Raw genomic sequence first — 22,459 nt, forward strand, 5'->3', positions numbered from 1 at the left:
GCGGCGGGTAGGAGTACCCGCCACTGGAACGCTATGGCCCGCCCGTCACATCAATCGCTTACGCTCGCTGGAAGGCGCGATCCCAAGGGACTCGCGGTACTTGGCGACGGTTCGACGGGCGACCTGAATGCCTTGTGCCTCCAGTAAACCAGCGATCTTGCTGTCACTCAACGGCTTTTTCTGATTTTCCGCCGCAACGAGTTTTTTGATGATCGCGCGGATCGCCGTGGACGAGCATTCACCGCCTTCGGAGGTGCTGACGTGGCTGGAGAAAAAGTATTTCAGCTCATATATACCCCGTGGGGTATGCATGAATTTTTGGGTGGTGACCCGGGAAATGGTCGATTCGTGCATGCCCACTGCTTCGGCAATGTCATGCAGCACCAACGGTTTCATCGCCTCGTCGCCATATTCCAGGAAGCCGCGCTGATGCTCGACGATCTGGGTGGCCACTTTCATCAGGGTCTCGTTGCGGCTTTGCAGGCTCTTGATGAACCAGCGAGCCTCCTGCAACTGATTGCGCATGAAGGTGTTGTCGGCGCTGGTGTCGGCCCGGCGTACGAAACCTGCGTATTGCGGGTTGACCCGCAGGCGCGGCACTGATTCCTGGTTCAGCTCCACCAGCCAGCGCTCGTTGTCCTTGCGCACGATCACGTCGGGGACGACATACTCGGCTTCGCTGGACTCGATCTGCGAGCCGGGACGCGGGTTGAGGCTCTGTACCAGTTCGATGATCTGGCGCAGGTCATCTTCCTTGAGCTTCATCCGACGCATCAGCTGGCTGTAGTCGCGGCTGCCCAGCAGGTCGATATAGTCGGTGACCAGGCGTTGGGCTTCGGCCAGCCACGGTGTCTTGGCGGGCAGTTGGCGCAGTTGCAGCAACAGGCACTCGCTGAGGTTGCGCGCGCCGATGCCGGCGGGCTCGAACTGCTGGATGCGGTGCAGGACCGCCTCGATTTCGTCCAGCTCGATGTCCAGTTCCGGGTCGAAAGCCTCGAGGATTTCTTCGAGGGTCTCGTCCAGGTAGCCCTGATTGTTGATGCAGTCGATCAGGGTCACCGCGATCAAGCGATCGGTGTCGGACATCGGGGCAAGGTTCAGTTGCCACAGCAAGTGGCTCTGCAGGCTTTCGCCGACGGAGGTGCGGGTGGTGAAGTCCCACTCGTCATCGTCGTTGCTGGGCAGGCTGCTGGCGCTGGTCTGGTAGACATCTTCCCAGGCCGTATCCACCGGCAGTTCATTGGGAATGCGTTCGTTCCATTCGCCTTCTTCCAGGTTATCCACCGTGGGTGCGGTTTCCTGGTAGGAGGGTTCCTGGACGTCGGGATTGGGTTTTTGCTCTATGTTGTCGGCCAGTGGGTCGGCATTATCGAAGTCGTCGCCTTCTTCCTGGCGTTCGAGCATCGGGTTGGACTCCAGGGCCTCCTGGATTTCCTGTTGCAGGTCCAGGGTCGACAATTGGAGCAGGCGGATGGCCTGTTGCAGCTGCGGTGTCATCGTCAGCTGCTGGCCCATTCTCAGGACTAGCGATGGTTTCATGGCAGGGGCTTAACACCTTATTCGCCGGCGCAATGCGCCATCCACGACAGGGCGCGTGAGCGCCAAACATAAGCAAATTATATGCCTGATATCGGGTGCTTTGCCTAGAGCGCGGTAACAATAAAAACAATAAGGTTTTTATTGACTCCCGCGCCTGATGGCGAATGTCCTGACACCCCAGTGTTTACAGGCGGAACTCGTGCCCCAGATACACTTCCTTGACCAGTTCGTTGGCCAGGATGGTGGCGGAGTCGCCTTCGGCAATCAGTTGGCCGTCGTTGACGATATACGCGGTTTCGCAGATATCCAGGGTCTCACGCACGTTGTGGTCGGTGATCAGCACGCCGATCCCCTTGGCCTTGAGGTGATGGATGATCTGCTTGATGTCGCCTACCGAAATCGGGTCGACACCGGCGAAGGGTTCGTCCAGCAGGATGAACTTCGGTGCGGTGGCCAGGGCGCGGGCGATTTCCACGCGGCGCCGCTCGCCGCCGGACAGGCTCATGCCGAGGTTGTCGCGAATATGGTTGATGTGGAACTCCTGCAGCAGGCTTTCCAGCTCCTGGCGGCGTCCGTCGCGATCCAGTTCCTTGCGGGTTTCCAGGATCGCCATGATGTTGTCGGACACTGACAGTTTGCGGAAGATCGACGCCTCCTGGGGGAGATAGCCGATACCGGCCCGCGCACGGCCGTGCATGGGCTGGTGGCTGACGTCCAGGTCGTCGATCAATACACGGCCCTGGTCCGCCTGGACCAGGCCGACGATCATGTAGAAGCAGGTGGTCTTGCCGGCACCATTGGGGCCAAGCAGGCCGACGATCTGGCCGCTGTCGATCGACAGGCTGACGTCGCGCACGACCTGACGGCTTTTATAGGCCTTGGCCAGATGCTGGGCTTTCAGGGTTGCCATTACTGGGCCTTCTTCTTCGGCTGGATAACCATGTCGATGCGCGGACGTGGCGCAGTGACCTTGGTGCCATTGGCGCGGCCGGCAGTGGCGACTTGCTTGACGGTGTCATAGACGATTTTCTCGCCTTCGGTCGAGTTGCCGTCGCTGCTGATCACTTTGGCGCGGTCAGTCAGTACGATGCGGTTCTGCGGCGCGTGATACTGGATGGTCACGCCGTAGCCTTTGATCGGACCTGGATCGGCGGCGTTTTGCTTCTGTTCGAAGTAGGCAAGGTTGCCCACCGAAGTCACGACGTCGATGTCGCCCGCCGGGGTACGGGTCAGGGTCACGGTGTTACCGGTAATCTTCATCGAACCTTGGGTGATGATGACGTCGCCCTTGTAGGTCGCGACACCTTGCTTGTCATCCAGTTGCGCATCGTCAGCCTGAATGTGGATCGGTTGCTGGCTATCGTTCGGCAGAGCCCAGGCGCTCACGCTTCCCAGTGCTGCGCCCAGACCGAGCAAAATAGGGAGGGTTTTAACGAGCCTCATACTGTCCTCTTACGTTCGATAGCAGGTGTATCCTGCTTTCTTTCAAATACGCTTTCATTCCCTTGCCAGTCGATACACCGCCAGCGCCGTCGATTCTAACGTCTTGCTCGGTCTGCGCATATTGCTTCTGTGGGAATACGGTCATGCGACTGCTGGTAATGATGGTGTCGCGCTTCTGGGCGTCGGTGCGCGCAACGCGCACCGAGTCGATCAGTTCCACTTCGGTGCCGTCCGGGTTGACCTCGCCACGCTTGCTGGTGACGTGCCACGGGAACTCGGTGCCGCGATACAGGTTCAGGTCCGGATTGGTCAGCAATGTGACCTCGGAAGCCTTCAGGTGTTCGACCTTGTCCGACGTCATTTCGTATTGCACCTTGCCGTCAGGCAGGAACTGCACGCTGTAGGCGTTGGTGGCGTAATAGTCGATGGCGCTCTGGTCGACCTGCGCAACAGGCTGGTCGAGGAAGCGCTCCGGGCTGATATTCCAGTAGCCCACCGCGAGGAACAGCGCGGCGATGGCTCCGAATATCAGGAAGTTGCGAATCTTTTTACTCAGCATAGAGGGCTCTATAGGTAGGCGGCGTGGGCCGCTTCAAGGCTGCCCTGGGCACGCAGGATCAGTTCGCAGAACTCGCGGGCGGCGCCTTCGCCGCCGCGGGCCTGGGTAATGCCGTGGGCGTGTTCGCGAACAAACGACGCGGCATTGGCTACAGCCATGCCCAGGCCGACGCGGCGAATCACCGGCAAGTCAGGCAAATCATCGCCCAGATAGGCGACCTGCTCATAGCTTAGGTTGAGTTTGCCAAGAAGCTCGTCCAGAACCACGAGTTTATCCTCACGGCCCTGGTAGAGGTAAGGAATCCCCAGGTTTTGTGCGCGGCGCTCCACGACCGGGGTCTTGCGACCACTGATGATCGCGGTTTGTACGCCAGAGGCCATCAGCATCTTGATGCCCTGGCCGTCCAGGGTATTGAACGTCTTGAATTCGCTGCCGTCTTCGAGGAAGTACAGACGACCGTCGGTCAGCACGCCATCCACGTCGAAAATCGCCAGTTTGATGGCCTTGCCCCGTTGCAACAGGTCGGTGTTCATTTACATCACTCCCGCGCGCAGCAAATCGTGCATGTTCAGGGCGCCAATCGGGTGATCGGCATCATCGACCACCACCAGGGCGCCGATCTTGTGGTCTTCCATGATCTTCAGGGCTTCAGCCGCGAGCATTTCGGCGCGGGCGGTCTTGCCGTGAGGGGTCATGACTTGATCAATGGTGGCGGTATGGATATCAATGGTGCGGTCCAGGGTGCGACGCAGGTCACCGTCGGTGAAGACCCCGGCCAGGCGCCCGTCGGCCTCGAGGATCACGGTCATGCCCAGGCCCTTGCGGGTCATTTCCATCAAGGCATCCTTGAGCAGGGTGCCACGTTGTACCTGTGGCAGCTCGTCACCCGCATGCATCACGTTTTCCACTTTCAGCAGCAGGCGACGGCCGAGGGCGCCACCGGGGTGGGAAAAGGCGAAGTCTTCGGCGGTAAAACCACGGGCTTCCAGCAGGGCCACGGCCAGCGCGTCGCCCATGACCAGGGCGGCGGTGGTGGAGGAGGTGGGCGCCAGGTTAAGCGGGCAGGCCTCATGGGCTACATGTACGTTCAGGTTCACTTCGGCGGCCTTGGCCAGCGTCGAGTCCGGGTTGCCGGTCATGCTGATCAGCTTGATGCCCAGGCGCTTGATCAGGGGCAGCAGGGTCACGATTTCGTTGGTGGTGCCGGAGTTGGACAGGGCGAGGATCACGTCATCGCGGGTGATCATGCCCATGTCACCATGGCTGGCTTCGGCCGGGTGCACGAAAAACGCCGTGGTGCCGGTACTGGCCAGGGTGGCGGCAATCTTGTTGCCGACATGGCCTGACTTGCCCATGCCGACCACGACAACCCGGCCTTTACTGGCCAGGATCATCTCGCAGGCGCGTACGAAATCTGCGTCGATATGGGCCAGCAAGCCTTCTACGGCTTCAAGCTCGAGGCGGATGGTGCGTTGTGCGGATTGAATAAGGTCGCTGGATTGGCTCATGTCTGAAATCGTATAGCCTGACGAAAAGTCGGCGATTATAGCGGTAATGATCAATTCCCTCACGCAAGTTCGTCAGGCGTTGTTCTACTTAAGAGTGAGATCGCTCTCAAATGCGCAATTACCTGTCCTCTTTCTGAACAAGCACAGCTCCGGCCTTGGGCGCTTTATGTCAGCAGTGATATAGTTCGCCGCCAGTTCGGTCCGCGCAGCGCACATGTGTCTAACTGTCGCAAGCAGTTGTCCCAAGCATGGTGTCTGAGTGAGAAGCTGCATCCCAAGGAGTTTAGATGAGTGCCGATAACGCCTACGCGGTCGAGCTGAAGGGTCTTTCCTTCAAGCGCGGTACGCGCAGCATCTTCAATAATGTCGATATTCGCATTCCCCGCGGCAAGGTGACGGGCATCATGGGCCCTTCCGGCTGCGGCAAGACGACCCTGCTGCGCCTGATGGGCATGCAACTGCGGCCTACCGCCGGGGAAGTCTGGGTCAATGGCCAGAACCTGCCGACCCTGTCGCGCAGCGATCTGTTCGATGCGCGCAAGCACATGGGTGTGCTGTTCCAGAGCGGTGCACTGTTCACCGACCTCGACGTTTTCGAAAACGTCGCGTTCCCGTTGCGGGTGCATACCCAACTGTCGGAAGAAATGATCCGTGACATTGTGTTGTTGAAGCTGCAGGCCGTAGGGCTTCGCGGTGCCATCGACCTGATGCCGGATGAGCTTTCTGGTGGTATGAAGCGGCGCGTGGCTCTGGCGCGGGCGATTGCCCTCGACCCGCAGATCCTCATGTATGACGAGCCGTTCGTCGGCCAGGACCCTATCGCCATGGGCGTATTGGTGCGCCTGATCCGCCTGCTCAATGACGCGCTGGGTATCACCAGCATCGTGGTTTCCCATGACTTGGCCGAAACCGCGAGCATTGCCGACTACCTCTATGTCGTCGGCGATGGCCAGGTATTGGGGCAGGGCACGCCTGAAGAACTGATGAACGCCGATAACCCGCGTATTCGCCAATTCATGACCGGCGACCCTGATGGCCCGGTGCCTTTTCATTTTCCGGCAGCGGATTACCGCGCAGATCTTCTGGGGAAGCGCTGATGCGCAAGACATCTTTAATCGAGAAGGTGCGCCTTTTCGGTCGTTCCGGCATCGACATTGTCGAAGTGCTCGGGCGTTCGACGATTTTCCTGTTTCACGCCTTGCTTGGCCGCGGTGGTATCGGCGGTGGTTTTGGCTTGCTGCTCAAGCAGCTGCACTCGGTGGGCGTGATGTCCCTGGTGATCATCGTGGTTTCCGGGGTGTTCATCGGCATGGTGCTGGCGCTGCAGGGCTTCAATATCCTGTCCAGCTACGGTTCCGAGCAGGCGGTGGGGCAGATGGTTGCACTGACGCTGCTGCGTGAGCTGGGGCCGGTGGTCACCGCCTTGCTGTTTGCCGGTCGCGCCGGCTCTGCGTTGACCGCCGAGATCGGCAACATGAAGGCCACCGAGCAACTGTCCAGCCTGGAAATGATCGGCGTGGACCCGCTCAAGTACATTGTTGCCCCGCGCCTGTGGGCCGGCTTCATCTCCCTGCCACTGCTGGCAATGATTTTCAGCGTGGTCGGGATCTGGGGCGGTTCGTGGGTGGCGGTGGACTGGCTGGGGGTCTACGACGGCTCCTACTGGGCCAACATGCAAAACAGCGTGACCTTCAGCGGTGACGTGCTCAATGGCATTATCAAGAGCATCGTCTTCGCCTTCGTTGTGACTTGGATCGCCGTATTCCAGGGCTATGACTGTGAACCCACTTCAGAAGGGATCAGTCGAGCCACTACCAAGACCGTTGTGTACGCCTCGCTGGCGGTACTGGGCCTTGACTTCATTTTGACCGCCTTGATGTTTGGAGATTTCTGATGCAAAACCGCACTGTGGAAATCGGTGTAGGCCTTTTCTTGTTGGCTGGCATCCTGGCTTTGCTGTTGCTCGCCCTGCGAGTCAGCGGCTTGTCGGCCAGCTCGGGCGCCGATACCTATAAACTTTACGCCTACTTCGACAATATCGCCGGTTTGACGGTCAGATCCAAAGTGACCATGGCCGGTGTGACCATCGGCAAGGTCACAGCAATCGATCTGGACCGCGACAGCTTCACCGGCCGCGTGACCCTGCAACTGGACAAGAAGGTAGATAACCTGCCGACTGACTCCACAGCGTCCATCCTCACGGCCGGTCTGCTGGGCGAGAAGTACATCGGTATCAGCGTGGGCGGGGAAGAAGCCTTGCTCAAGGATGGTTCGACCATTCATGACACACAGTCGTCGTTGGTATTAGAGGACCTGATCGGTAAATTCCTGCTTAATACGGTTAGTAAAGACGCCAAATGAGGAGTTTGTTCATGATCTCAACCTTGCGACGTGGCCTGTTGGTGCTGTTGGCAGCCTTGCCATTGATGGCTAACGCCGTGGCGGCACCTTCGGCGCACGACATTATTGATAGAACCACCAAAGAGCTGCTGGCTGACCTTGCCGCGAACAAGGAGCAGTACAAGCAGAGCCCGAGCGCGTTCTACGATGCCCTCAACGGTATCGTGGGCCCGGTGGTCGACGCTGACGGCATCTCGCGCAGCATCATGACCGTCAAGTATTCGCGTAAAGCTACGCCTGCGCAGATGCAGCGCTTCCAGGAAAACTTCAAGCGCAGCCTGATGCAGTTCTACGGCAACGCCCTGCTGGAATACAACAACCAGGGTATCGTCGTTTCCCCGGCCAAGGATGAGTCTGGCAACCGCACCAGCGTGGATATGCAGGTCAAGGGCAACAATGGCTCGATCTATCCGGTTTCCTACACCCTTGAGAAAATCAACGGTGAGTGGAAAGTGCGCAACGTGATCATCAACGGCATCAACATCGGCAAGCTGTTCCGTGATCAGTTCGCCGATGCCATGCAGCGCAATGGCAACAACCTGGACAAGACCATTGATGGCTGGGCCGGCGAAGTGGCCAAGGCCAAGGAAGTGACCGAAGAAGCTGCAGAGAAGCAGGCCCCATGACTGAGTCGGCTGTTCGTCAAGGCCAGGCCGGCGAGCTGCTCCTCAGTGGCGTGCTCGACTACAGCACCGGGCCGGCCCTGCGTAAGCAGGGCCAGGCACTGATCAATGCCAGCACTGCGCCGGCATTGGTCCTCGATTGCTCGGCGGTGGTGAAGTCCAGCAGTGTTGGCTTGTCATTGCTCTTGTGTTTCCTACGTGACGCCGCGGCGGTCAACAAACCTGTCAGTATTCGCGCATTACCCGAGGATATGCGTGAAATTGCCCAGGTTTGCGGTCTGGCCGAGCTGTTGGCGCATCCTTAATACACATTATTGAAGAAGCCCCCCGTCAGAGTCCTGCTATGCGGGGTTCGCAGGCGCGGGGCTTTTTTGTATGATGTGCGACCCGCGCGCACTGGGCGCCGATAGAGGTTGAGCATGCAGGCCCTAGAAGTTAAAAGCTTCCTTGAAGGAAAGCTGCCGAATACTGAGGTTGCAGTTGAAGGCGAAGGCTGCAATTTCCAGCTGAACGTGATTAGCGATGAACTGGCGGCATTGAGCCCGGTCAAGCGTCAGCAGCAGATCTATGCCCATTTGAACCCGTGGATCACCGATGGCAGCATCCATGCGGTCACTATGAAATTTTTCAGCCGCGCGGCCTGGGCCGAGCGCACCTGAGCCCCCAAGGCGTCGAGATTCTTATGGATAAATTGATTATTACCGGCGGTGCCCGTCTTGATGGCGAAATCCGTATCTCCGGGGCTAAAAACTCGGCCTTGCCGATCCTGGCCGCCACCTTGCTGTGCGATGGCCCGGTTACCGTAGCCAACCTGCCGCACCTGCACGACATCACCACCATGATCGAGCTGTTCGGTCGCATGGGCATTGAGCCGGTGATCGACGAGAAGCTGTCGGTCGAAATCGACCCGCGCACCATCAAGACCCTGATCGCACCGTACGAACTGGTGAAAACCATGCGTGCCTCGATCCTGGTACTGGGTCCGATGGTTGCCCGTTTCGGCGAAGCCGAAGTGGCACTGCCTGGCGGTTGCGCCATTGGTTCGCGTCCGGTGGACCTGCACATCCGTGGTCTTGAAGCCATGGGTGCGACCATCGACGTCGAAGGTGGCTACATCAAGGCCAAGGCGCCGGAAGGCGGCCTGCGTGGTGCAAACTTCTTCTTTGATACCGTCAGCGTGACCGGTACCGAGAACATCATGATGGCCGCTGCCCTGGCCAATGGCCGCAGCGTCCTGCAAAACGCCGCGCGCGAGCCGGAAGTGGTCGACCTGGCCAACTTCCTGATCGCCATGGGTGCCAACATCACTGGCGCCGGCACCGACACCATCACCATCGACGGTGTGAAACGCCTGCACTCGGCCACCTACAAAGTGATGCCGGACCGTATCGAGACCGGTACCTACCTGGTTGCGGCTGCCGTGACCGGTGGTCGCGTCAAGGTCAAGGACACCGATCCGACCATCCTTGAAGCGGTCCTGGAAAAGCTGCGCGAAGCCGGTGCCGAAATCACCACCGGCGAAGACTGGATCGAGCTGGACATGCACGGCAAGCGGCCAAAAGCCGTCAACGTGCGTACCGCTCCGTACCCGGCGTTCCCGACCGACATGCAGGCGCAGTTCATTTCCCTGAACGCGATTGCCGAAGGCACTGGTGCGGTCATCGAGACCATCTTCGAAAACCGCTTCATGCACGTGTACGAACTGCACCGCATGGGCGCCAAGATCCAGGTCGAAGGCAACACTGCCATCGTCACCGGTATCGAGCAGCTCAAGGGCGCGCCAGTGATGGCCACCGACCTGCGGGCTTCGGCCAGCCTGGTGATTTCGGCGTTGTGCGCTGACGGTGACACCCTGATCGATCGCATCTACCACATAGATCGTGGCTACGAGTGCATCGAAGAAAAACTGCAGATGCTTGGCGCGAAAATCCGCCGCGTACCGGGCTAACCCCCACTGCTCGGGCGCAGGGAAGCGCCCGCCCGAGGTGTGCACAGGCACGCCTCGGCTGAATTTGTTTCAAATCGAGGCTGTAATGGCCTCGATCTGTGTCTGGCGCCATTTGCGACCGGACAGCAATAGCCTGATGAAGGATTGACGTTTCCCATGTTGACCATCGCACTGTCCAAGGGCCGCATCCTTGACGATACTTTGCCGCTTCTGGCTGAAGCGGGCATCGTGCCGACCGAGAATCCGGACAAGAGCCGCAAGCTGATCATCCCCACGACCCAGGACGACGTTCGCCTGTTGATCGTGCGTGCTACCGACGTGCCGACCTACGTTGAACATGGCGCCGCCGACCTCGGTGTCGCCGGTAAAGACGTGCTGATGGAATACGGCGGCCAGGGCCTGTACGAGCCGCTGGACCTGCGTATCGCCCTGTGCAAGCTGATGACCGCCGGCCGTGTCGGTGACGTCGAGCCAAAAGGCCGCCTGCGGGTGGCCACCAAGTTCGTCAACGTCGCCAAGCGTTATTACGCCGAGCAAGGCCGTCAGGTCGATATCATCAAGCTCTATGGCTCGATGGAGCTGGCGCCGCTGATCGGCCTGGCCGACAAGATCATCGACGTGGTCGACACCGGCAACACCCTGCGCGCCAATGGCCTGGAACCCCAGGACTTTATCGCTGACATCAGCTCTCGCCTGATCGTCAACAAAGCTTCGATGAAAATGCAACACGCCCGGATCCAGGCGTTGATCGACACCCTGCGCAAGGCAGTGGAGTCTCGACACCGCGGTTGACTCACCTGCGCGGCCCTAGGTCGCGCCCGTCTATCCGCCTCATAGCCAGAATTCTCAGGTGCCCAAGCGGAAACGACTGCTAGTTTAGGGCGCCTGAGTTTTTGCCAATTCTATTGAGGCCCTCGCTATGACCACGTCCACTGCAATTGCCCGACTCAACGCTGCCGACCCGGATTTCGCCCATCATCTGGATCATCTGCTGAGCTGGGAAAGTGTGTCCGACGATTCGGTCAACCAGCGGGTGCTCGACATCATCAAGGCCGTGCGCGAGCGCGGCGATGCGGCGCTGGTGGACTTTACCCGCCAGTTCGACGGCCTGGACGTCAAGTCCATGGCCGACCTGATCCTGCCCCGCGAACGCCTGGAACTGGCCCTGACGCGCATCACCGCGCCGCAGCGCGAAGCCCTGGAAGTCGCAGCGGCGCGGGTGCGCAGCTACCACGAAAAACAGAAACAGGACTCCTGGAGCTACACCGAACCCGATGGCACGGTGCTGGGCCAGAAAGTCACACCGCTGGACCGCGCCGGCCTGTACGTGCCGGGCGGCAAGGCTTCATACCCGTCGTCGGTGCTGATGAATGCCATTCCCGCCAAAGTGGCGGGCGTGACCGAGGTGGTCATGGTGGTCCCGACCCCGCGCGGTGAAATCAACGAGCTGGTGCTGGCCGCTGCCTGCATCGCCGGCGTTGACCGCGTGTTCACCATCGGGGGGGCCCAGGCCGTCGCCGCGTTGGCCTATGGCACCGAAAGCGTGCCGAAAGTCGACAAGGTGGTCGGCCCCGGCAACATCTACGTTGCCACTGCCAAGCGCCATGTGTTTGGCCAGGTCGGTATCGACATGATCGCTGGCCCCTCGGAAATCCTCGTGGTGTGTGACGGCCAGACCGATCCTGACTGGATTGCCATGGACCTGTTCTCCCAGGCCGAGCACGACGAAGACGCCCAGGCGATCCTGGTCAGCCCCGACGCCGAGTTCCTCGACAAGGTGGCGGCGAGCATCAATAAGCTGCTGCCGACCATGGAGCGTGCCGAGATTATCGAGAAGTCGATCAATGGCCGGGGTGCGTTGATCCTGGTGCGTGACATGGAGCAGGCCATCGAAGTGGCGAACCGCATCGCCCCCGAGCATTTGGAACTGTCGGTGGCCGACCCACAGGCCTGGCTGCCGTCGATTCGTCACGCCGGTGCGATCTTCATGGGCCGCCACACCAGCGAAGCCCTGGGCGACTACTGTGCGGGCCCCAACCACGTGTTGCCGACCTCCGGCACTGCGCGATTCTCGTCGCCGCTGGGGGTGTATGACTTCCAGAAGCGCTCGTCGATCATCTTTTGCTCGCCACAAGGTGCTTCCGAGCTGGGCAAGACCGCCTCGGTGCTGGCCCGTGGCGAATCGTTGAGCGCGCACGCCCGCAGCGCCGAATACCGCATCGTCAAGGGAGAGTAAGACATGAGCAAATTCTGGAGCCCTTTCGTCAAGGACCTCGTGCCTTACGTGCCCGGCGAGCAGCCGAAGCTGACCAAGCTGGTCAAGCTCAACACCAATGAAAACCCCTACGGCCCGTCGCCCAAGGCGCTGGCAGCGATGCAGGCCGAGTTGAACGACAACCTGCGTTTGTACCCCGACCCCAACAGCGACCTGCTCAAGCAGGCCGTGGCCAAGTACTACGGGGTGGATGGGAGCAAGGTATTCCTCGGTAACGGTTCCGACGAAGTCCTGGCGCATATCTTCCACGGTCTGTTCCAGCACGACCTGCCACTGCTGTTCCCGGATATCAGCTACAGCTTCTACCCGGTGTACTGCGGGCTGTATGGCATCACCTCGGCCCCGGTGCCGCTGGATGAGCAGTTCCAGATCCGCGTGGCGGACTACGCCAAGCCTAATGGCGGGATCATCTTCCCCAACCCGAACGCGCCGACCGGCTGCGTGATGGCGCTGGACGCGGTGGAGCAGCTCCTCAAGGCCAGCCCGGATTCGGTGGTGGTGGTCGATGAAGCCTATATCGACTTCGGCGGCGAAACCGCCATCAGTCTGGTGGACCGCTACCCCAACCTGCTGGTGACCCAGACCCTCTCCAAATCGCGCTCACTGGCCGGTTTGCGGGTAGGCCTGGCGGTGGGCCACCCGGACCTGATCGAGGCGCTGGAGCGGGTCAAGAACAGCTTCAACTCCTATCCACTGGATCGCCTGGCGATTGTCGGCGCGGCGGCGGCCTTCGAAGACCGTGAATACTTCGAGAAGACCTGCCAACTGGTGATCGATAGCCGCGAGACGCTTGTGGCGCAGTTGCGAGAGAAGGGCTTTGAGGTGTTGCCGTCAGCGGCCAACTTCATCTTTGCCCGCCACCCACGGCACGACGCGGCCGGCCTGGCGGCCAAGTTGCGGGAGCAAGGGGTGATTGTGCGGCACTTCAAGCAGGAGCGGATTGCCCAGTTCCTGCGGATCAGCATCGGGACACCTGAGCAGAACCAGGCGTTGATTGATGGTTTGGGTGATCTTTAAGGCTTGAATCTATATGGGCTGGACGGGCCTCATCGCGAGCAAGCCCGGCTCCCACATGGAAATGCATTCCAATGTGGGAGCCGGGCTTGCCCGCGATGAGGCCATCAGCTACACCGACACTCCGTAGCCTTTAGAGCAACGGCTCGTCCGGCTTCTTGTGCTTCCAGCTATCATTGCCCGGCAGCAGCAGGTTCAAACCAATCGCTACTACGGCGCACAGGGCGATGCCCTTCAGGCCGAAATCATCGGGACCGGTACCGGTGCCGATCAGCACACCGCCAATCCCGAACACCAGGGTCACCGACACAATCACCAGATTGCGCGCCTCCCCCAGGTCGATCTTGTGACGGATCAGGGTGTTCATCCCCACCGCGGCAATCGAGCCGAACAACAGGCACAGAATCCCGCCCATCACCGGCACCGGAATGCTCTGCAGCAGCGCGCCGAACTTACCGACAAAGGCCAGGGTGATGGCAAATACCGCCGCCCAGGTCATGATTTTCGGGTTGTAGTTCTTGGTCAGCATCACCGCGCCGGTCACTTCGGCGTAAGTGGTGTTGGGCGGGCCGCCGAACAGGCCAGCCGTGGTGGTGGCGATACCGTCGCCCAACAGCGTGCGATGCAGGCCGGGCTTTTTCAGGTAGTCACGACCGGTCACGCTACCCACGGCAATCACGCCGCCGATGTGTTCAATGGCTGGGGCCAGGGCCACCGGGACGATGAACAGAATCGCCTGCCAGTTGAATTCCGGCGCGGTGAAGTGGGGCAGGGCAAACCACGGTGCGGCGGCGATCTTCGCGGTGTCGACCACGCCGAAGTAGAACGACATGCCAAAACCCACCAGCACCCCGGCAATGATCGGCACCAGGCGGAAAATGCCCTTGCCGAACACGGCCACGATCAGCGTGGTCAGCAGCGCCGGCATCGAGATCAGCATTGCCGTCTGGTAAGGGATCAACTCGGCACCGTCACCCGACTTGCCCATTGCCATGTTCGCGGCAATCGGCGCCATGGCCAGGCCGATGGAGATGATCACCGGCCCGATCACCACGGGCGGCAGCAGCCGGTCGATAAAACCGGTGCCCTTGATCTTCACGGCGAGGCCGAGGAAGGTGTAGACGAAACCCGCCGCCATCACCCCGCCCATGGTCGCCGCGAGGCCGAACTGGCCCTTGGCGAGAATGATCGGGGTGATAAACGCAAAGCTCGATGCCAGGAACACCGGCACTTGGCGCCCGGTGACAATCTGGAACAACAACGTGCCAAGGCCTGCGGTAAACAGTGCAACGTTTGGATCAAGACCTGTGATCAGCGGCATCAACACCAGCGCGCCAAATGCTACGAAGAGCATTTGTGCGCCAGACAGGATCTGGCGCCAAAGCGGGTCGTTGAATTCATCCTGCATGTTCACGCGTCCTTCTGCTTGGTGCCGAAGATCTTGTCGCCAGCATCGCCCAGGCCCGGAATGATGTAGCCGTGCTCGTTCAGGCGCTCATCAATGGACGCGGTGTAGATCACTACATCCGGGTGAGCTTTTTCTACGGCGGCGATACCTTCGGGTGCCGCTACCAGCACCATGGCGCGGATATCCTTGCAACCGGCTTTCTTCAGCAGGTCGATGGTAGCGACCATGGAGCTACCGGTGGCCAGCATCGGGTCGATGATCATCGCCAGGCGCTCGTCGATCTCGGGGACGAGTTTTTCCAGGTAGGTGTGGGCCTGCAGGGTTTCTTCGTTGCGGGCTACGCCCACAGCGCTGACCTTGGCGCCCGGGATCAGGCTCAGCACGCCTTCAAGCATGCCGATACCGGCGCGCAGGATCGGCACCACGGTAATTTTCTTGCCAGCGATTTTCTCGACCTGGACGGGACCGCACCAACCGGGGATCTCGTAGTTTTCCAGGGGTAAATCTTTGGTGGCTTCGTAGGTGAGCAACGCTCCGACTTCCTGAGCAAGCTCGCGGAAGTTCTTCGTGCTAATGTCGGCGCGGCGCATAAGGCCGAGCTTGTGTCGGATCAGCGGGTGGCGGATCTCACGGATGGGCATGGGGAAAGGCTCCGGCGGCGGGCAAAAAAACCGGCCTAGATTAATCTATCCGAGGGTGTTGTCCTATAGACAACCAGTACGTTAGTCCATAAAGGCTTGAACGTTGCGTCCCAGAGGCGTACCTTCGCCCGCTTTTCTTGCCACAGTACCCCTGGAGAGCGCCATGTCCGCTGATCTCGAGCATATCCGTCAAATCATGCGCGAGGCTGACTGCCTGTACACCGAAGCACAAGTCGAAGAGGCTATCGCCAAGGTCGGCGCGCACATCACCCGTGAAATGGCTGAAACCAACCCGGTGGTGTTCTGTGTGATGAACGGTGGTCTTATTTTCGCCGGCAAATTGCTGACGCATCTGCAATTCCCGCTGGAAGCGTCCTACCTGCACGCCACGCGCTATCGTAATGAAACCAGTGGCGGCGACCTGTTCTGGAAAGCCAAGCCGGAAGTGTCGTTCATCGACCGCGACGTCTTGATCATCGACGACATCCTCGACGAAGGTCACACCCTGGGCGCGATTGTCGACTTCTGCAAACACGCCGGCGCGCGCAACGTGCACACCGCCGTGCTGATCGACAAAGACCACGACCGCAAGGCCCGCCCGGACCTGAAGGCCAATTACGTCGGCCTGCCGTGCATCGACCGCTACATCTTCGGTTACGGCATGGATTACAAAGGCTACTGGCGCAATGCCAATGGCATCTTTGCTGTGAAGGGGATGTAAGTCGTGGCGCGTTTTCTTGATCAGTCGCTGTTTGCCGAATTGGCCGAGAAAGCCGCCGCCAACCCCCGTGGCCGGCAGAACGTCAACTTCCACCAGATGGAAGAGCCGTGCCATCGCATGGCTGTCGGTTTGCAGCCACACACCTATGTGCAGCCCCATCGTCATCTCACCGCTGACAAGGCCGAGACCCTGCTGGTACTCAAGGGGCGCCTGGGTATTTTGATTTTCAGCGAGTCTGGCGCGGTTCTGGAGCGGCGCATCTTGCAGGCCGGTGGCGATTGCCAGGGCGTTGATCTGTCGCCAGGGGTTTTCCACGGTCTGGTGGTGCTTGAGCCAGACACGGTGATGTTCGAGTGCAAGGCAGGCCCTTATCGCCCGGTGGGCGAGGGCGAACTGGCGACCTGGGCACCCCGGGAAGGCGAAGCCGGCATGGCTGAGTATCATCGCTGGATGCTTGCCCAGTTCGATTGAACCTGGCAGCGGAAAAAAGGTGGGTGGGGTTTGTGTGGGAGCGGGCTTGCCCGCGATAGCGGAGTGGCAGGTTAGATATGTTCGACTGACCCACCGCCATCGCGGGCAAGCCCGCTCCCACATTAGAGCTTCGTGGCTTCCGAACCTTGTGTCCCGCAGGTAGACTTCTACCCCCGTGTACATGTCTGCAGGCTGGAGTCGGCAATGCGTAAAGATAAGAAACAAGTGATTGGTGACGAGATCGGCGACGATCAGATCAAGCTGTTCCTGGATTTTGAACCGGTCGACGCCACTTCACCGTCCCTGCACAAGCTGATCAAAGCCTATCGCGGCCTGCGCATCGACGATTTCGAGCGGTTCCTGAGCTTTTTCAAGGAAGCCGGGCTGGACCTCGACGGCAAGGACGAGCATGGCCAGACCTTCGTCGATCTGATCAAGGACCAGCGCAACGCGGACGAGTACATCGAGCTGATCAAAATCGCTCGCGGCTGAATAGCCAGGACATAAAAAAACGCCCCGTTCTCAGCACGAGAGCGGGGCGATCGTTCCCACGCTCTGCGTGGGAATGCATCCGGTGACGCTACGCGTCACGACCTCAAGCGTAGCTTTCGGCCTCGCTATCTTGCTCAACCAACTCCAGGCTGATGTTGTTCTGCACGCTGATCTTGCGATACAGCTCGGCATCGGTTTCCAGGACTTTTTCCCGGGCCGGGAAAATTTCCTGCAACTTGGCCGCCCACTCGCCGGCCGCCTGGGCCGGGAAGCAGCGTTCGATCAGTTCCAGCATGATCGAAACAGTCACCGAAGCCCCTGGGGACGCACCTAGTAGTGCCGCCAGCGAACCGTCTTTGGCCGCGACCAACTCGGTACCGAACTGCAGCACGCCGCCTTTCTTCGGGTCTTTCTTGATGATCTGCACCCGTTGACCAGCCACTTCCAGGCGCCAGTCCTCGGCTTTGGCTTCGGGATAGAAGCGGCGCAGGGATTCCAGGCGCTGCTCCATGGACTGCATCACTTCGCTGACCAGGTACTTGGTCAGGTCCATGTTGTCTCGGGCCACGGCCAGCATCGGGCCGATATTGCCGAGGCGAATCGACATGGGCAGGTCAAGGAACGAGCCGAACTTGAGGAACTTGGTGGTGAAGCCAGCGTATGGCCCGAACAGCAGGGATTTCTTGCCATCCACCACGCGGGTGTCCAGGTGCGGCACCGACATCGGCGGCGAACCCACGGCGGCCTGGCTGTAGACCTTGGCCTGGTGCAGCTTGACCACTTCCGGGTTGTCGCAACGCAGCCACTGGCCGCTGACCGGGAAGCCGCCGAAACCTTTGCTTTCTTCAATACCCGAGGCTTGCAGCAGCGGCAGGGCCGCGCCGCCGGCGCCGAGGAACACGAACTTGGCGTCGACATTGCGCGTGTTGCCGCTGTTGACGTCCTTGATGCTCACGGTCCAGCCGGCGCCATTGCGCTTGAGGCCGGTAACGCGCTTGCTGTACTTGACGTGGGCATCTGCCGAGCTGCTCAGGTGCGCGAGCAATTGGTTGGTCAGGGCGCCGAAGTTGACGTCGGTACCGTTCATTACGCGGGTCGCGGCGATTTTCTCGTCGGCCGGGCGGCCCGGCATCATCAGCGGCATCCACTCGGCCATTTCTGCACGGTCTTCGGTGTAGTGCATGTCCGAGAACGCGTGGTGCTGGCTGAGGGTTTCAAAGCGTTTCTTGAGGAACGACACGCCTTTTTCGCCCTGCACGAAGCTCAGGTGCGGCACTGGGCTGATAAAGGACTTGGACGAGCCAAAGGTGCCTTTTTTGGTCAGATACGCCCAGAACTGCTTCGACACTTCAAACTGGGTGTTGATGTGCACGGCTTTCTTGATGTCGATGGAGCCGTCACCCGCCTGCGGGGTGTAGTTCAGCTCGCACAGCCCGGCGTGACCGGTACCGGCATTGTTCCACGGGTTGGAACTCTCCGCGGCACCCGAATCCATCAGCTCAACGACTTCCAGCTTGAGGCCGGGGTCGAGCTCCTTGAGCAGTACGGCGAGGGTGGCACTCATGATGCCCGCACCTACCAGTACTACGTCGACTGCTTCGTTATGCGCCATTTAACGCGTCTCCAAAATCTGCAGCACCAAATTGACGGCATGGCTGCCAGGAGTGACGGGGCGGTTCACGTAATGCCCCAGGTTACCCATGGCCAGGATCGCCATGTCCGATTCTTCGCAATTTTTTTGCAACTTCAGCGGACGCTGCCGACCAGGCCTTATCTGCATATGAACGCATTTAAGGGCCCCTGTGGCAATTCGACTTATGGTCAAGTACGTCCGATCGTGCAACCAAATCCGTAGCGGACAGGCTTCAAGCTCCGGTTTTTGAGGAGTACTCGGTCCTGTGTGGTTGGGCAGTGCCAGACGTTGATGGTGCTTGTACAAACGCAAAACTATTCATTTGCTCGCCACACTCTTGTGAAGTTGTGAAAACCCGTTTTTTTCACGCTCTTTTGAAGACGTGAACCTCAAAAAAGGGCTGCCCCAGCCTGGCACCTGGCCCGAAATCACTGCCGACACGCGGCATAACGGGCAAACAACTCAAGTGGCCGAGCGCAATGGCAGCTCTGGCAGATTCGGTAAAGGCGCAGGTTTGCAGACAAAACAGCCAGCTCGCCAGCTTCACTCGATCTGTGTGGGCGGCTCTCTGTGGGCGGTGCGGGGGAGCTAATACCGGAGCATTAGCGATGCTGCGAGGCCCGATCAGGAGACGTCCTTATAATCGGGGGGAGATTGTAGCGAAGAACTGCAGGGAAATGGACGTGTTTTATGACTTTTATTAGCGCTTCGGTCAGGCGGTCAACGGCAGGCGGTGTGATGACCGTGCGCGGCGCGGGCTGATGCGGGCGCGGGCGGGCAGTGGCTGGTGCATCCAGCTCAAGCGGATCTCCTCGACTTCGACCCAGCCTTCACCCACCGGTGGCTGGCTGCAGTGCTTGAATGCCTGGCAACGACCTTGCGCGTCGAGCAGGGCAAAGTGTCGAAAGGCGGGCTTGCGTGCGAATAAGCGCCAGAGAAAGTCGAACATGGTGGGCCTCCTGATAATGGGGCCAAGCATGCCAGCCCAGCATGACATATCGGTGACACTGAACCGCCGCCGGCGGGCCTGTGTCTGAGGTTGTAACTGACGCTAGTTCCCGGCAGCGGCGCACCGCTATACTGCTCGGCTGTCGGTACCTGATTTCTGGAGAGAAAAGCATGTTGCAACGCCTGTTGTTCGGTTTGATCACTGTGACCAGCTTGACCCTGGTTGGCTGCGCCCACAGCCCGCAGCAACTCAGCCCGCAACCCAAGCTCACCACCCAGCTGGCGCCTGTAGGCCATGGCCAGCCGGTCTCGGTGCGGGTGGTTGACGGTCGTCCGTCGCCGACCCTGGGCACCCGCGGTGGCCTGTACCCGGAAACCAGCGCCATCACGGTGACCGGCGCCGACGTGCTGCCCAAGCTGCAAGCCCAGGCCGAAGCGGCTGTGCGCCTGCTGGGCTTCACCCCGACCAGCAACTCGCCTGGCGCGCCGCAACTGACCGTGACCCTGGCCGAGCTGAAGTATCAGTCGCCCAAGGAAGGCCTGTACGTGACCGAAGCCACCATCGGTGCGACCTTCCGCTCTGATGTGTCGGCCGGCAACCGTCGCTACAGTGGCCGTTACGGTGCGTCCCTGGACCAGCGCTTCGGCATGGCGCCGAACCAGGAAACCAACACCAAGCTGGTCAGCGACGTGTTGAGTGACGCCCTGACGCGTCTGTTCAAGGATCCAAGCATCGGCCAGATCCTCAGCTCGCAATAATCAGCTGTAAAAAAGCCGGGCCCCGTCACGGGCCCGGCTTTTTTGTGTCTGCGCTCTTCATGCCGCCGTTTCGACATAAAAGTCCAGCACACTCACGCCTGTCAGCAGGTCCATCTCCGGCAGGTCGGCATGTTGGTGCCCGCCGAGGGCGCAATACACCAGCCAGTGCCGGTCCTGGACATTGAACGCCAGGCCGCCGACCAGCGCCTCTTGCTCATCGCTGGGGGCGATCAGATACAGCCGATCCTGGTTCTGCGCGTGCAACATGACAAGCTCCCTTGTGTGCGAAGGGCAACAGAGTGGCTTGTTAAGGTGACGTTCAGGTGACGCTGTAAATTACTCGATACATTAGTCGTCAATGGGGGAGGGAGCTGTGATGCGCAGGAGGGCGCAGTTCGTTCAGGTTTGTATCTGGATGGATACCCGGTCACTGTTACACCGAGGTTTTTGATGTCGCTGCCGGCATTACTGCTAAATACCGCTGCATTGTTGATTGCCTGCCCCGGCGCCGGGCTGCTGTTTGTGACCCGCCTGCGGGAGCAGCGGGCGATGGCCCAACTTGCCGCGCAAAGTGAAGAGCGGGCGATCGACCAGCCGATGCTGTTTCTGGATGTGCGTACCGAGCGCAGTCATCGCCTGGGCTACCGCCTCGGGTTTGCCTGTATCGGGCTGGCGTTAGTGACCTCCTGGCTCAGCACTCAATTGTAAAAATACCCCAAAACCACTGTGGGAGCGGGCTTGCTCGCGATAGCGGTGTGTCAGTCAAATAGTTATCAACTGACCCACCACTATCGCGGGCAAGCCCGCTCCCACATTGTGTTGTGTGTTGTTCACGCTATTGGGTTACAGGACAATCCCTGCTTTAACCCGATACTGATTACGCACCGGCATCGCATATTGCAGCACCAGATACGGTCGGTGCTCCGCCGGGCAGGCATTCAAGCGTCGCTCCCACTCTGCTTTCGCCTTGGCCAACTCGTCCGCCGGGAACACCTCGGCAGCAGTCGGCACCTGCAATTGCGGGTCGGCGTCGCTCCATTGTGCGTAGGCCAGGTAATGCACGGGAAATAACCGGTAGCCCCCCAGAATCTGTCGGTCCATCTCGATGGCCAACTGTTTGGTGTCTTCAAAACGCTCGACAATCGGCGGCGCGAAGTTGACGTGGACCCGGCCCTTGTAGCCCGTGATGCCCAGGGCAATGCTCACGTCATCTTCACCTGGCGCTTTGGCGTAGGTGCCGGTGGTGGCGCGGATATACAGTTCGCGCGCCTTGGCCGCGTCGCACGGGTCGTATTCGTAGCTGATGGACACCGGCGTCAGGTTCAGCGACAGGATGACGTCAGCAAACGGCTCATCCTTGCGGCTCATATGGAACATCTTGAGGATCGCCGATTCAGTGCGATCATCCCCATCCTTGGCGCGGCCTTCGGCCTGGGCAATCCAGATCGACTGGCAGTCGTTGCGGATCGAATGGTTGATGTAGGCCGACAGCAGTTGGTACGCCGCCATCTTCTCGCGTCGCCCGGTAATGGAACGATGTACGATAAAACTCTTGTTCAGGCGCATCAGATCGCTGACGAACGGCTTCTGCAGCAGGTTGTCACCGATGGCAATGCGTGGTGTTGGCAGGCCGGCGTGGTACACCGCATAGTTGACGAAGGCCGGGTCCATCACGATATCGCGGTGGTTGGCCAGGAAAACATAGGCCGTACCGGACTTGAGCTGTTCGACCCCGGTGTAGGTGACGCCGTCGGTCGCCCGGTCGATGGTGTGGTCGACGTAAAACTCGACTTTGTCCTGCAAGGTGGCGACGGTGGTCACACCGGCGAACTCACGGCGCAGCTTCTGGGCGATCAGCGGCTTGAGCAGCCAGCCGAAGGCACCGGCAAAGCGCGGGAAGCGAAAGTGGGTCAGGATGTCCAGAAAGGCCTTGTCACTGAACAGCCGGGCCAGTACTGCCGGGACTTCGCTGTCGTTGTAAGGTCGGATGGTATCGAATTCGCCCATCATGCTCTCTTGTTAGAAACGGCTAGGGTAAGTAAAGGTTTGGATCGATAAGTGACAGGGCAGGTCTGAA

General features: G+C 60.0%; 27 protein-coding genes. 15 read left to right on the forward strand and 12 right to left on the reverse strand.

Going from position 1 to position 22,459, the window contains the following annotated elements:
* Nucleotides 1-45: 45 nt before the first annotated feature.
* From HBR94_RS01840 to HBR94_RS01865, 6 genes are all read right to left on the reverse strand, one after another.
* Entirely contained in the window at nt 46-1,539 is a 1,494-nt protein-coding gene (locus HBR94_RS01840; protein ID WP_057445159.1) for an RNA polymerase factor sigma-54, read from the reverse strand.
* 184 nt (nt 1,540-1,723) lie between these two features.
* Nucleotides 1,724-2,449: an LPS export ABC transporter ATP-binding protein gene (lptB, locus tag HBR94_RS01845; protein ID WP_029291791.1), complete on the reverse strand. Its 726-nt coding sequence runs from the start codon at nt 2,447-2,449 to the stop codon at nt 1,724-1,726.
* Nucleotides 2,449-2,982, reverse strand: a complete 534-nt coding sequence (gene lptA, locus HBR94_RS01850) for a lipopolysaccharide transport periplasmic protein LptA (protein ID WP_057438111.1) — start codon at nt 2,980-2,982, stop codon at nt 2,449-2,451. Before lptA ends, lptB begins: the two co-directional genes overlap by 1 nt.
* On the reverse strand, nt 2,969-3,541 hold the full coding sequence (lptC, locus tag HBR94_RS01855; RefSeq protein ID WP_170044054.1) for an LPS export ABC transporter periplasmic protein LptC: 573 nt from the start codon (nt 3,539-3,541) through the stop codon (nt 2,969-2,971). The genes lptA and lptC overlap by 14 nt, the downstream gene beginning before the upstream one ends.
* Nucleotides 3,542-3,549: 8 nt before the next feature.
* A complete protein-coding gene (locus HBR94_RS01860; protein ID WP_029291786.1) occupies nt 3,550-4,074 on the reverse strand; it encodes an HAD family hydrolase in 525 nt (174 codons plus the stop codon).
* The gene (locus HBR94_RS01865) at nt 4,075-5,049 is read right to left on the reverse strand and encodes a KpsF/GutQ family sugar-phosphate isomerase (RefSeq protein ID WP_115128986.1); all 975 of its coding nucleotides are present in this window, start codon (nt 5,047-5,049) and stop codon (nt 4,075-4,077) included.
* A gap of 287 nt (nt 5,050-5,336) precedes the next feature.
* Here HBR94_RS01865 and HBR94_RS01870 point away from each other — a divergent pair, with 287 nt between their 5' ends.
* The 10 genes from HBR94_RS01870 (at nt 5,337) to hisC (ending at nt 13,312) form a co-directional block, all read left to right on the forward strand.
* The gene (locus HBR94_RS01870; RefSeq protein ID WP_038443322.1) at nt 5,337-6,146 is read left to right on the forward strand and encodes an ATP-binding cassette domain-containing protein; all 810 of its coding nucleotides are present in this window, start codon (nt 5,337-5,339) and stop codon (nt 6,144-6,146) included.
* Nucleotides 6,146-6,943 carry a lipid asymmetry maintenance ABC transporter permease subunit MlaE gene (gene mlaE, locus HBR94_RS01875; protein ID WP_029291779.1) on the forward strand — a complete coding sequence of 266 codons (798 nt, stop codon included), beginning with the start codon at nt 6,146-6,148 and terminating at the stop codon, nt 6,941-6,943. The genes HBR94_RS01870 and mlaE overlap by 1 nt, the downstream gene beginning before the upstream one ends.
* Complete coding sequence (gene mlaD, locus HBR94_RS01880; RefSeq protein WP_057438115.1) at nt 6,943-7,410, forward strand: outer membrane lipid asymmetry maintenance protein MlaD; 468 nt, start codon at nt 6,943-6,945, stop codon at nt 7,408-7,410. The genes mlaE and mlaD overlap by 1 nt, the downstream gene beginning before the upstream one ends.
* An 11-nt stretch (nt 7,411-7,421) precedes the next feature.
* Complete coding sequence (locus HBR94_RS01885; protein WP_057438117.1) at nt 7,422-8,075, forward strand: ABC transporter substrate-binding protein; 654 nt, start codon at nt 7,422-7,424, stop codon at nt 8,073-8,075.
* The gene (locus HBR94_RS01890; protein ID WP_057958465.1) at nt 8,072-8,377 is read left to right on the forward strand and encodes an STAS domain-containing protein; all 306 of its coding nucleotides are present in this window, start codon (nt 8,072-8,074) and stop codon (nt 8,375-8,377) included. Before HBR94_RS01885 ends, HBR94_RS01890 begins: the two co-directional genes overlap by 4 nt.
* Nucleotides 8,378-8,491: 114 nt before the next feature.
* Nucleotides 8,492-8,731 (forward strand): BolA family protein, encoded by a 240-nt coding sequence (locus HBR94_RS01895; protein ID WP_010567702.1) that lies wholly within the window; start codon nt 8,492-8,494, stop codon nt 8,729-8,731.
* Nucleotides 8,732-8,754: 23 nt separating this feature from the next.
* Nucleotides 8,755-10,020, forward strand: a complete 1,266-nt coding sequence (gene murA / locus HBR94_RS01900) for a UDP-N-acetylglucosamine 1-carboxyvinyltransferase (RefSeq protein ID WP_057438121.1) — start codon at nt 8,755-8,757, stop codon at nt 10,018-10,020.
* A gap of 156 nt (nt 10,021-10,176) precedes the next feature.
* Nucleotides 10,177-10,812, forward strand: coding sequence for an ATP phosphoribosyltransferase (gene hisG / locus HBR94_RS01905; RefSeq protein ID WP_003188599.1), 636 nt, complete (start codon nt 10,177-10,179; stop codon nt 10,810-10,812).
* 127 nt (nt 10,813-10,939) lie between these two features.
* On the forward strand, nt 10,940-12,256 hold the full coding sequence (gene hisD / locus HBR94_RS01910) for a histidinol dehydrogenase (RefSeq protein ID WP_170044055.1): 1,317 nt from the start codon (nt 10,940-10,942) through the stop codon (nt 12,254-12,256).
* A 3-nt stretch (nt 12,257-12,259) separates the two neighbouring features.
* Nucleotides 12,260-13,312 carry a histidinol-phosphate transaminase gene (gene hisC, locus HBR94_RS01915; RefSeq protein WP_057438123.1) on the forward strand — a complete coding sequence of 351 codons (1,053 nt, stop codon included), beginning with the start codon at nt 12,260-12,262 and terminating at the stop codon, nt 13,310-13,312.
* 130 nt (nt 13,313-13,442) lie between these two features.
* Here hisC and HBR94_RS01920 read toward each other — a convergent pair whose 3' ends face one another.
* A complete protein-coding gene (locus tag HBR94_RS01920) occupies nt 13,443-14,717 on the reverse strand; it encodes a uracil-xanthine permease family protein (protein WP_170044056.1) in 1,275 nt (424 codons plus the stop codon).
* Nucleotides 14,718-14,719: 2 nt separating this feature from the next.
* Nucleotides 14,720-15,358: a uracil phosphoribosyltransferase gene (gene upp, locus HBR94_RS01925; RefSeq protein ID WP_029291751.1), complete on the reverse strand. Its 639-nt coding sequence runs from the start codon at nt 15,356-15,358 to the stop codon at nt 14,720-14,722.
* Between the two features lie 163 nt (nt 15,359-15,521).
* Between upp and HBR94_RS01930 the strand changes: the two genes are divergently transcribed.
* The 3 genes from HBR94_RS01930 to HBR94_RS01940 all read left to right on the forward strand — a co-directional run bounded on the left by HBR94_RS01930 (nt 15,522) and on the right by HBR94_RS01940 (nt 17,042).
* A complete protein-coding gene (locus HBR94_RS01930) occupies nt 15,522-16,079 on the forward strand; it encodes a hypoxanthine-guanine phosphoribosyltransferase (protein ID WP_057438125.1) in 558 nt (185 codons plus the stop codon).
* Nucleotides 16,080-16,082: 3 nt separating this feature from the next.
* Complete coding sequence (locus HBR94_RS01935; protein ID WP_057438127.1) at nt 16,083-16,550, forward strand: WbuC family cupin fold metalloprotein; 468 nt, start codon at nt 16,083-16,085, stop codon at nt 16,548-16,550.
* A gap of 204 nt (nt 16,551-16,754) precedes the next feature.
* The gene (locus tag HBR94_RS01940) at nt 16,755-17,042 is read left to right on the forward strand and encodes a PA4642 family protein (RefSeq protein WP_057438129.1); all 288 of its coding nucleotides are present in this window, start codon (nt 16,755-16,757) and stop codon (nt 17,040-17,042) included.
* Between the two features lie 103 nt (nt 17,043-17,145).
* Here the strand turns inward: HBR94_RS01940 and mqo are convergent, their stop codons facing one another.
* Nucleotides 17,146-18,654: a malate dehydrogenase (quinone) gene (mqo, locus tag HBR94_RS01945; protein WP_170044057.1), complete on the reverse strand. Its 1,509-nt coding sequence runs from the start codon at nt 18,652-18,654 to the stop codon at nt 17,146-17,148.
* Between the two features lie 733 nt (nt 18,655-19,387).
* Nucleotides 19,388-19,624 carry a hypothetical protein gene (locus tag HBR94_RS01950; protein WP_057438133.1) on the reverse strand — a complete coding sequence of 79 codons (237 nt, stop codon included), beginning with the start codon at nt 19,622-19,624 and terminating at the stop codon, nt 19,388-19,390.
* A 170-nt stretch (nt 19,625-19,794) separates the two neighbouring features.
* On the opposite strand from HBR94_RS01950, the gene HBR94_RS01955 reads away from it, so the two are divergent.
* Entirely contained in the window at nt 19,795-20,382 is a 588-nt protein-coding gene (locus HBR94_RS01955) for a YajG family lipoprotein (protein WP_029291738.1), read from the forward strand.
* 57 nt (nt 20,383-20,439) lie between these two features.
* On the opposite strand, the gene HBR94_RS01960 is transcribed toward HBR94_RS01955, so the two are convergent.
* On the reverse strand, nt 20,440-20,649 hold the full coding sequence (locus HBR94_RS01960; RefSeq protein ID WP_170044058.1) for a hypothetical protein: 210 nt from the start codon (nt 20,647-20,649) through the stop codon (nt 20,440-20,442).
* Between the two features lie 183 nt (nt 20,650-20,832).
* On the opposite strand from HBR94_RS01960, the gene HBR94_RS01965 reads away from it, so the two are divergent.
* The gene (locus HBR94_RS01965; protein ID WP_170044059.1) at nt 20,833-21,090 is read left to right on the forward strand and encodes a hypothetical protein; all 258 of its coding nucleotides are present in this window, start codon (nt 20,833-20,835) and stop codon (nt 21,088-21,090) included.
* Between the two features lie 135 nt (nt 21,091-21,225).
* Here the strand turns inward: HBR94_RS01965 and HBR94_RS01970 are convergent, their stop codons facing one another.
* Nucleotides 21,226-22,389 (reverse strand): 1-acyl-sn-glycerol-3-phosphate acyltransferase, encoded by a 1,164-nt coding sequence (locus tag HBR94_RS01970; protein WP_169959755.1) that lies wholly within the window; start codon nt 22,387-22,389, stop codon nt 21,226-21,228.
* Nucleotides 22,390-22,459 lie beyond the last annotated feature (70 nt).

Source organism: Pseudomonas sp. WS 5412 (assembly GCF_012985615.1).
Taxonomy (GTDB): domain Bacteria; phylum Pseudomonadota; class Gammaproteobacteria; order Pseudomonadales; family Pseudomonadaceae; genus Aquipseudomonas; species Aquipseudomonas shahriarae.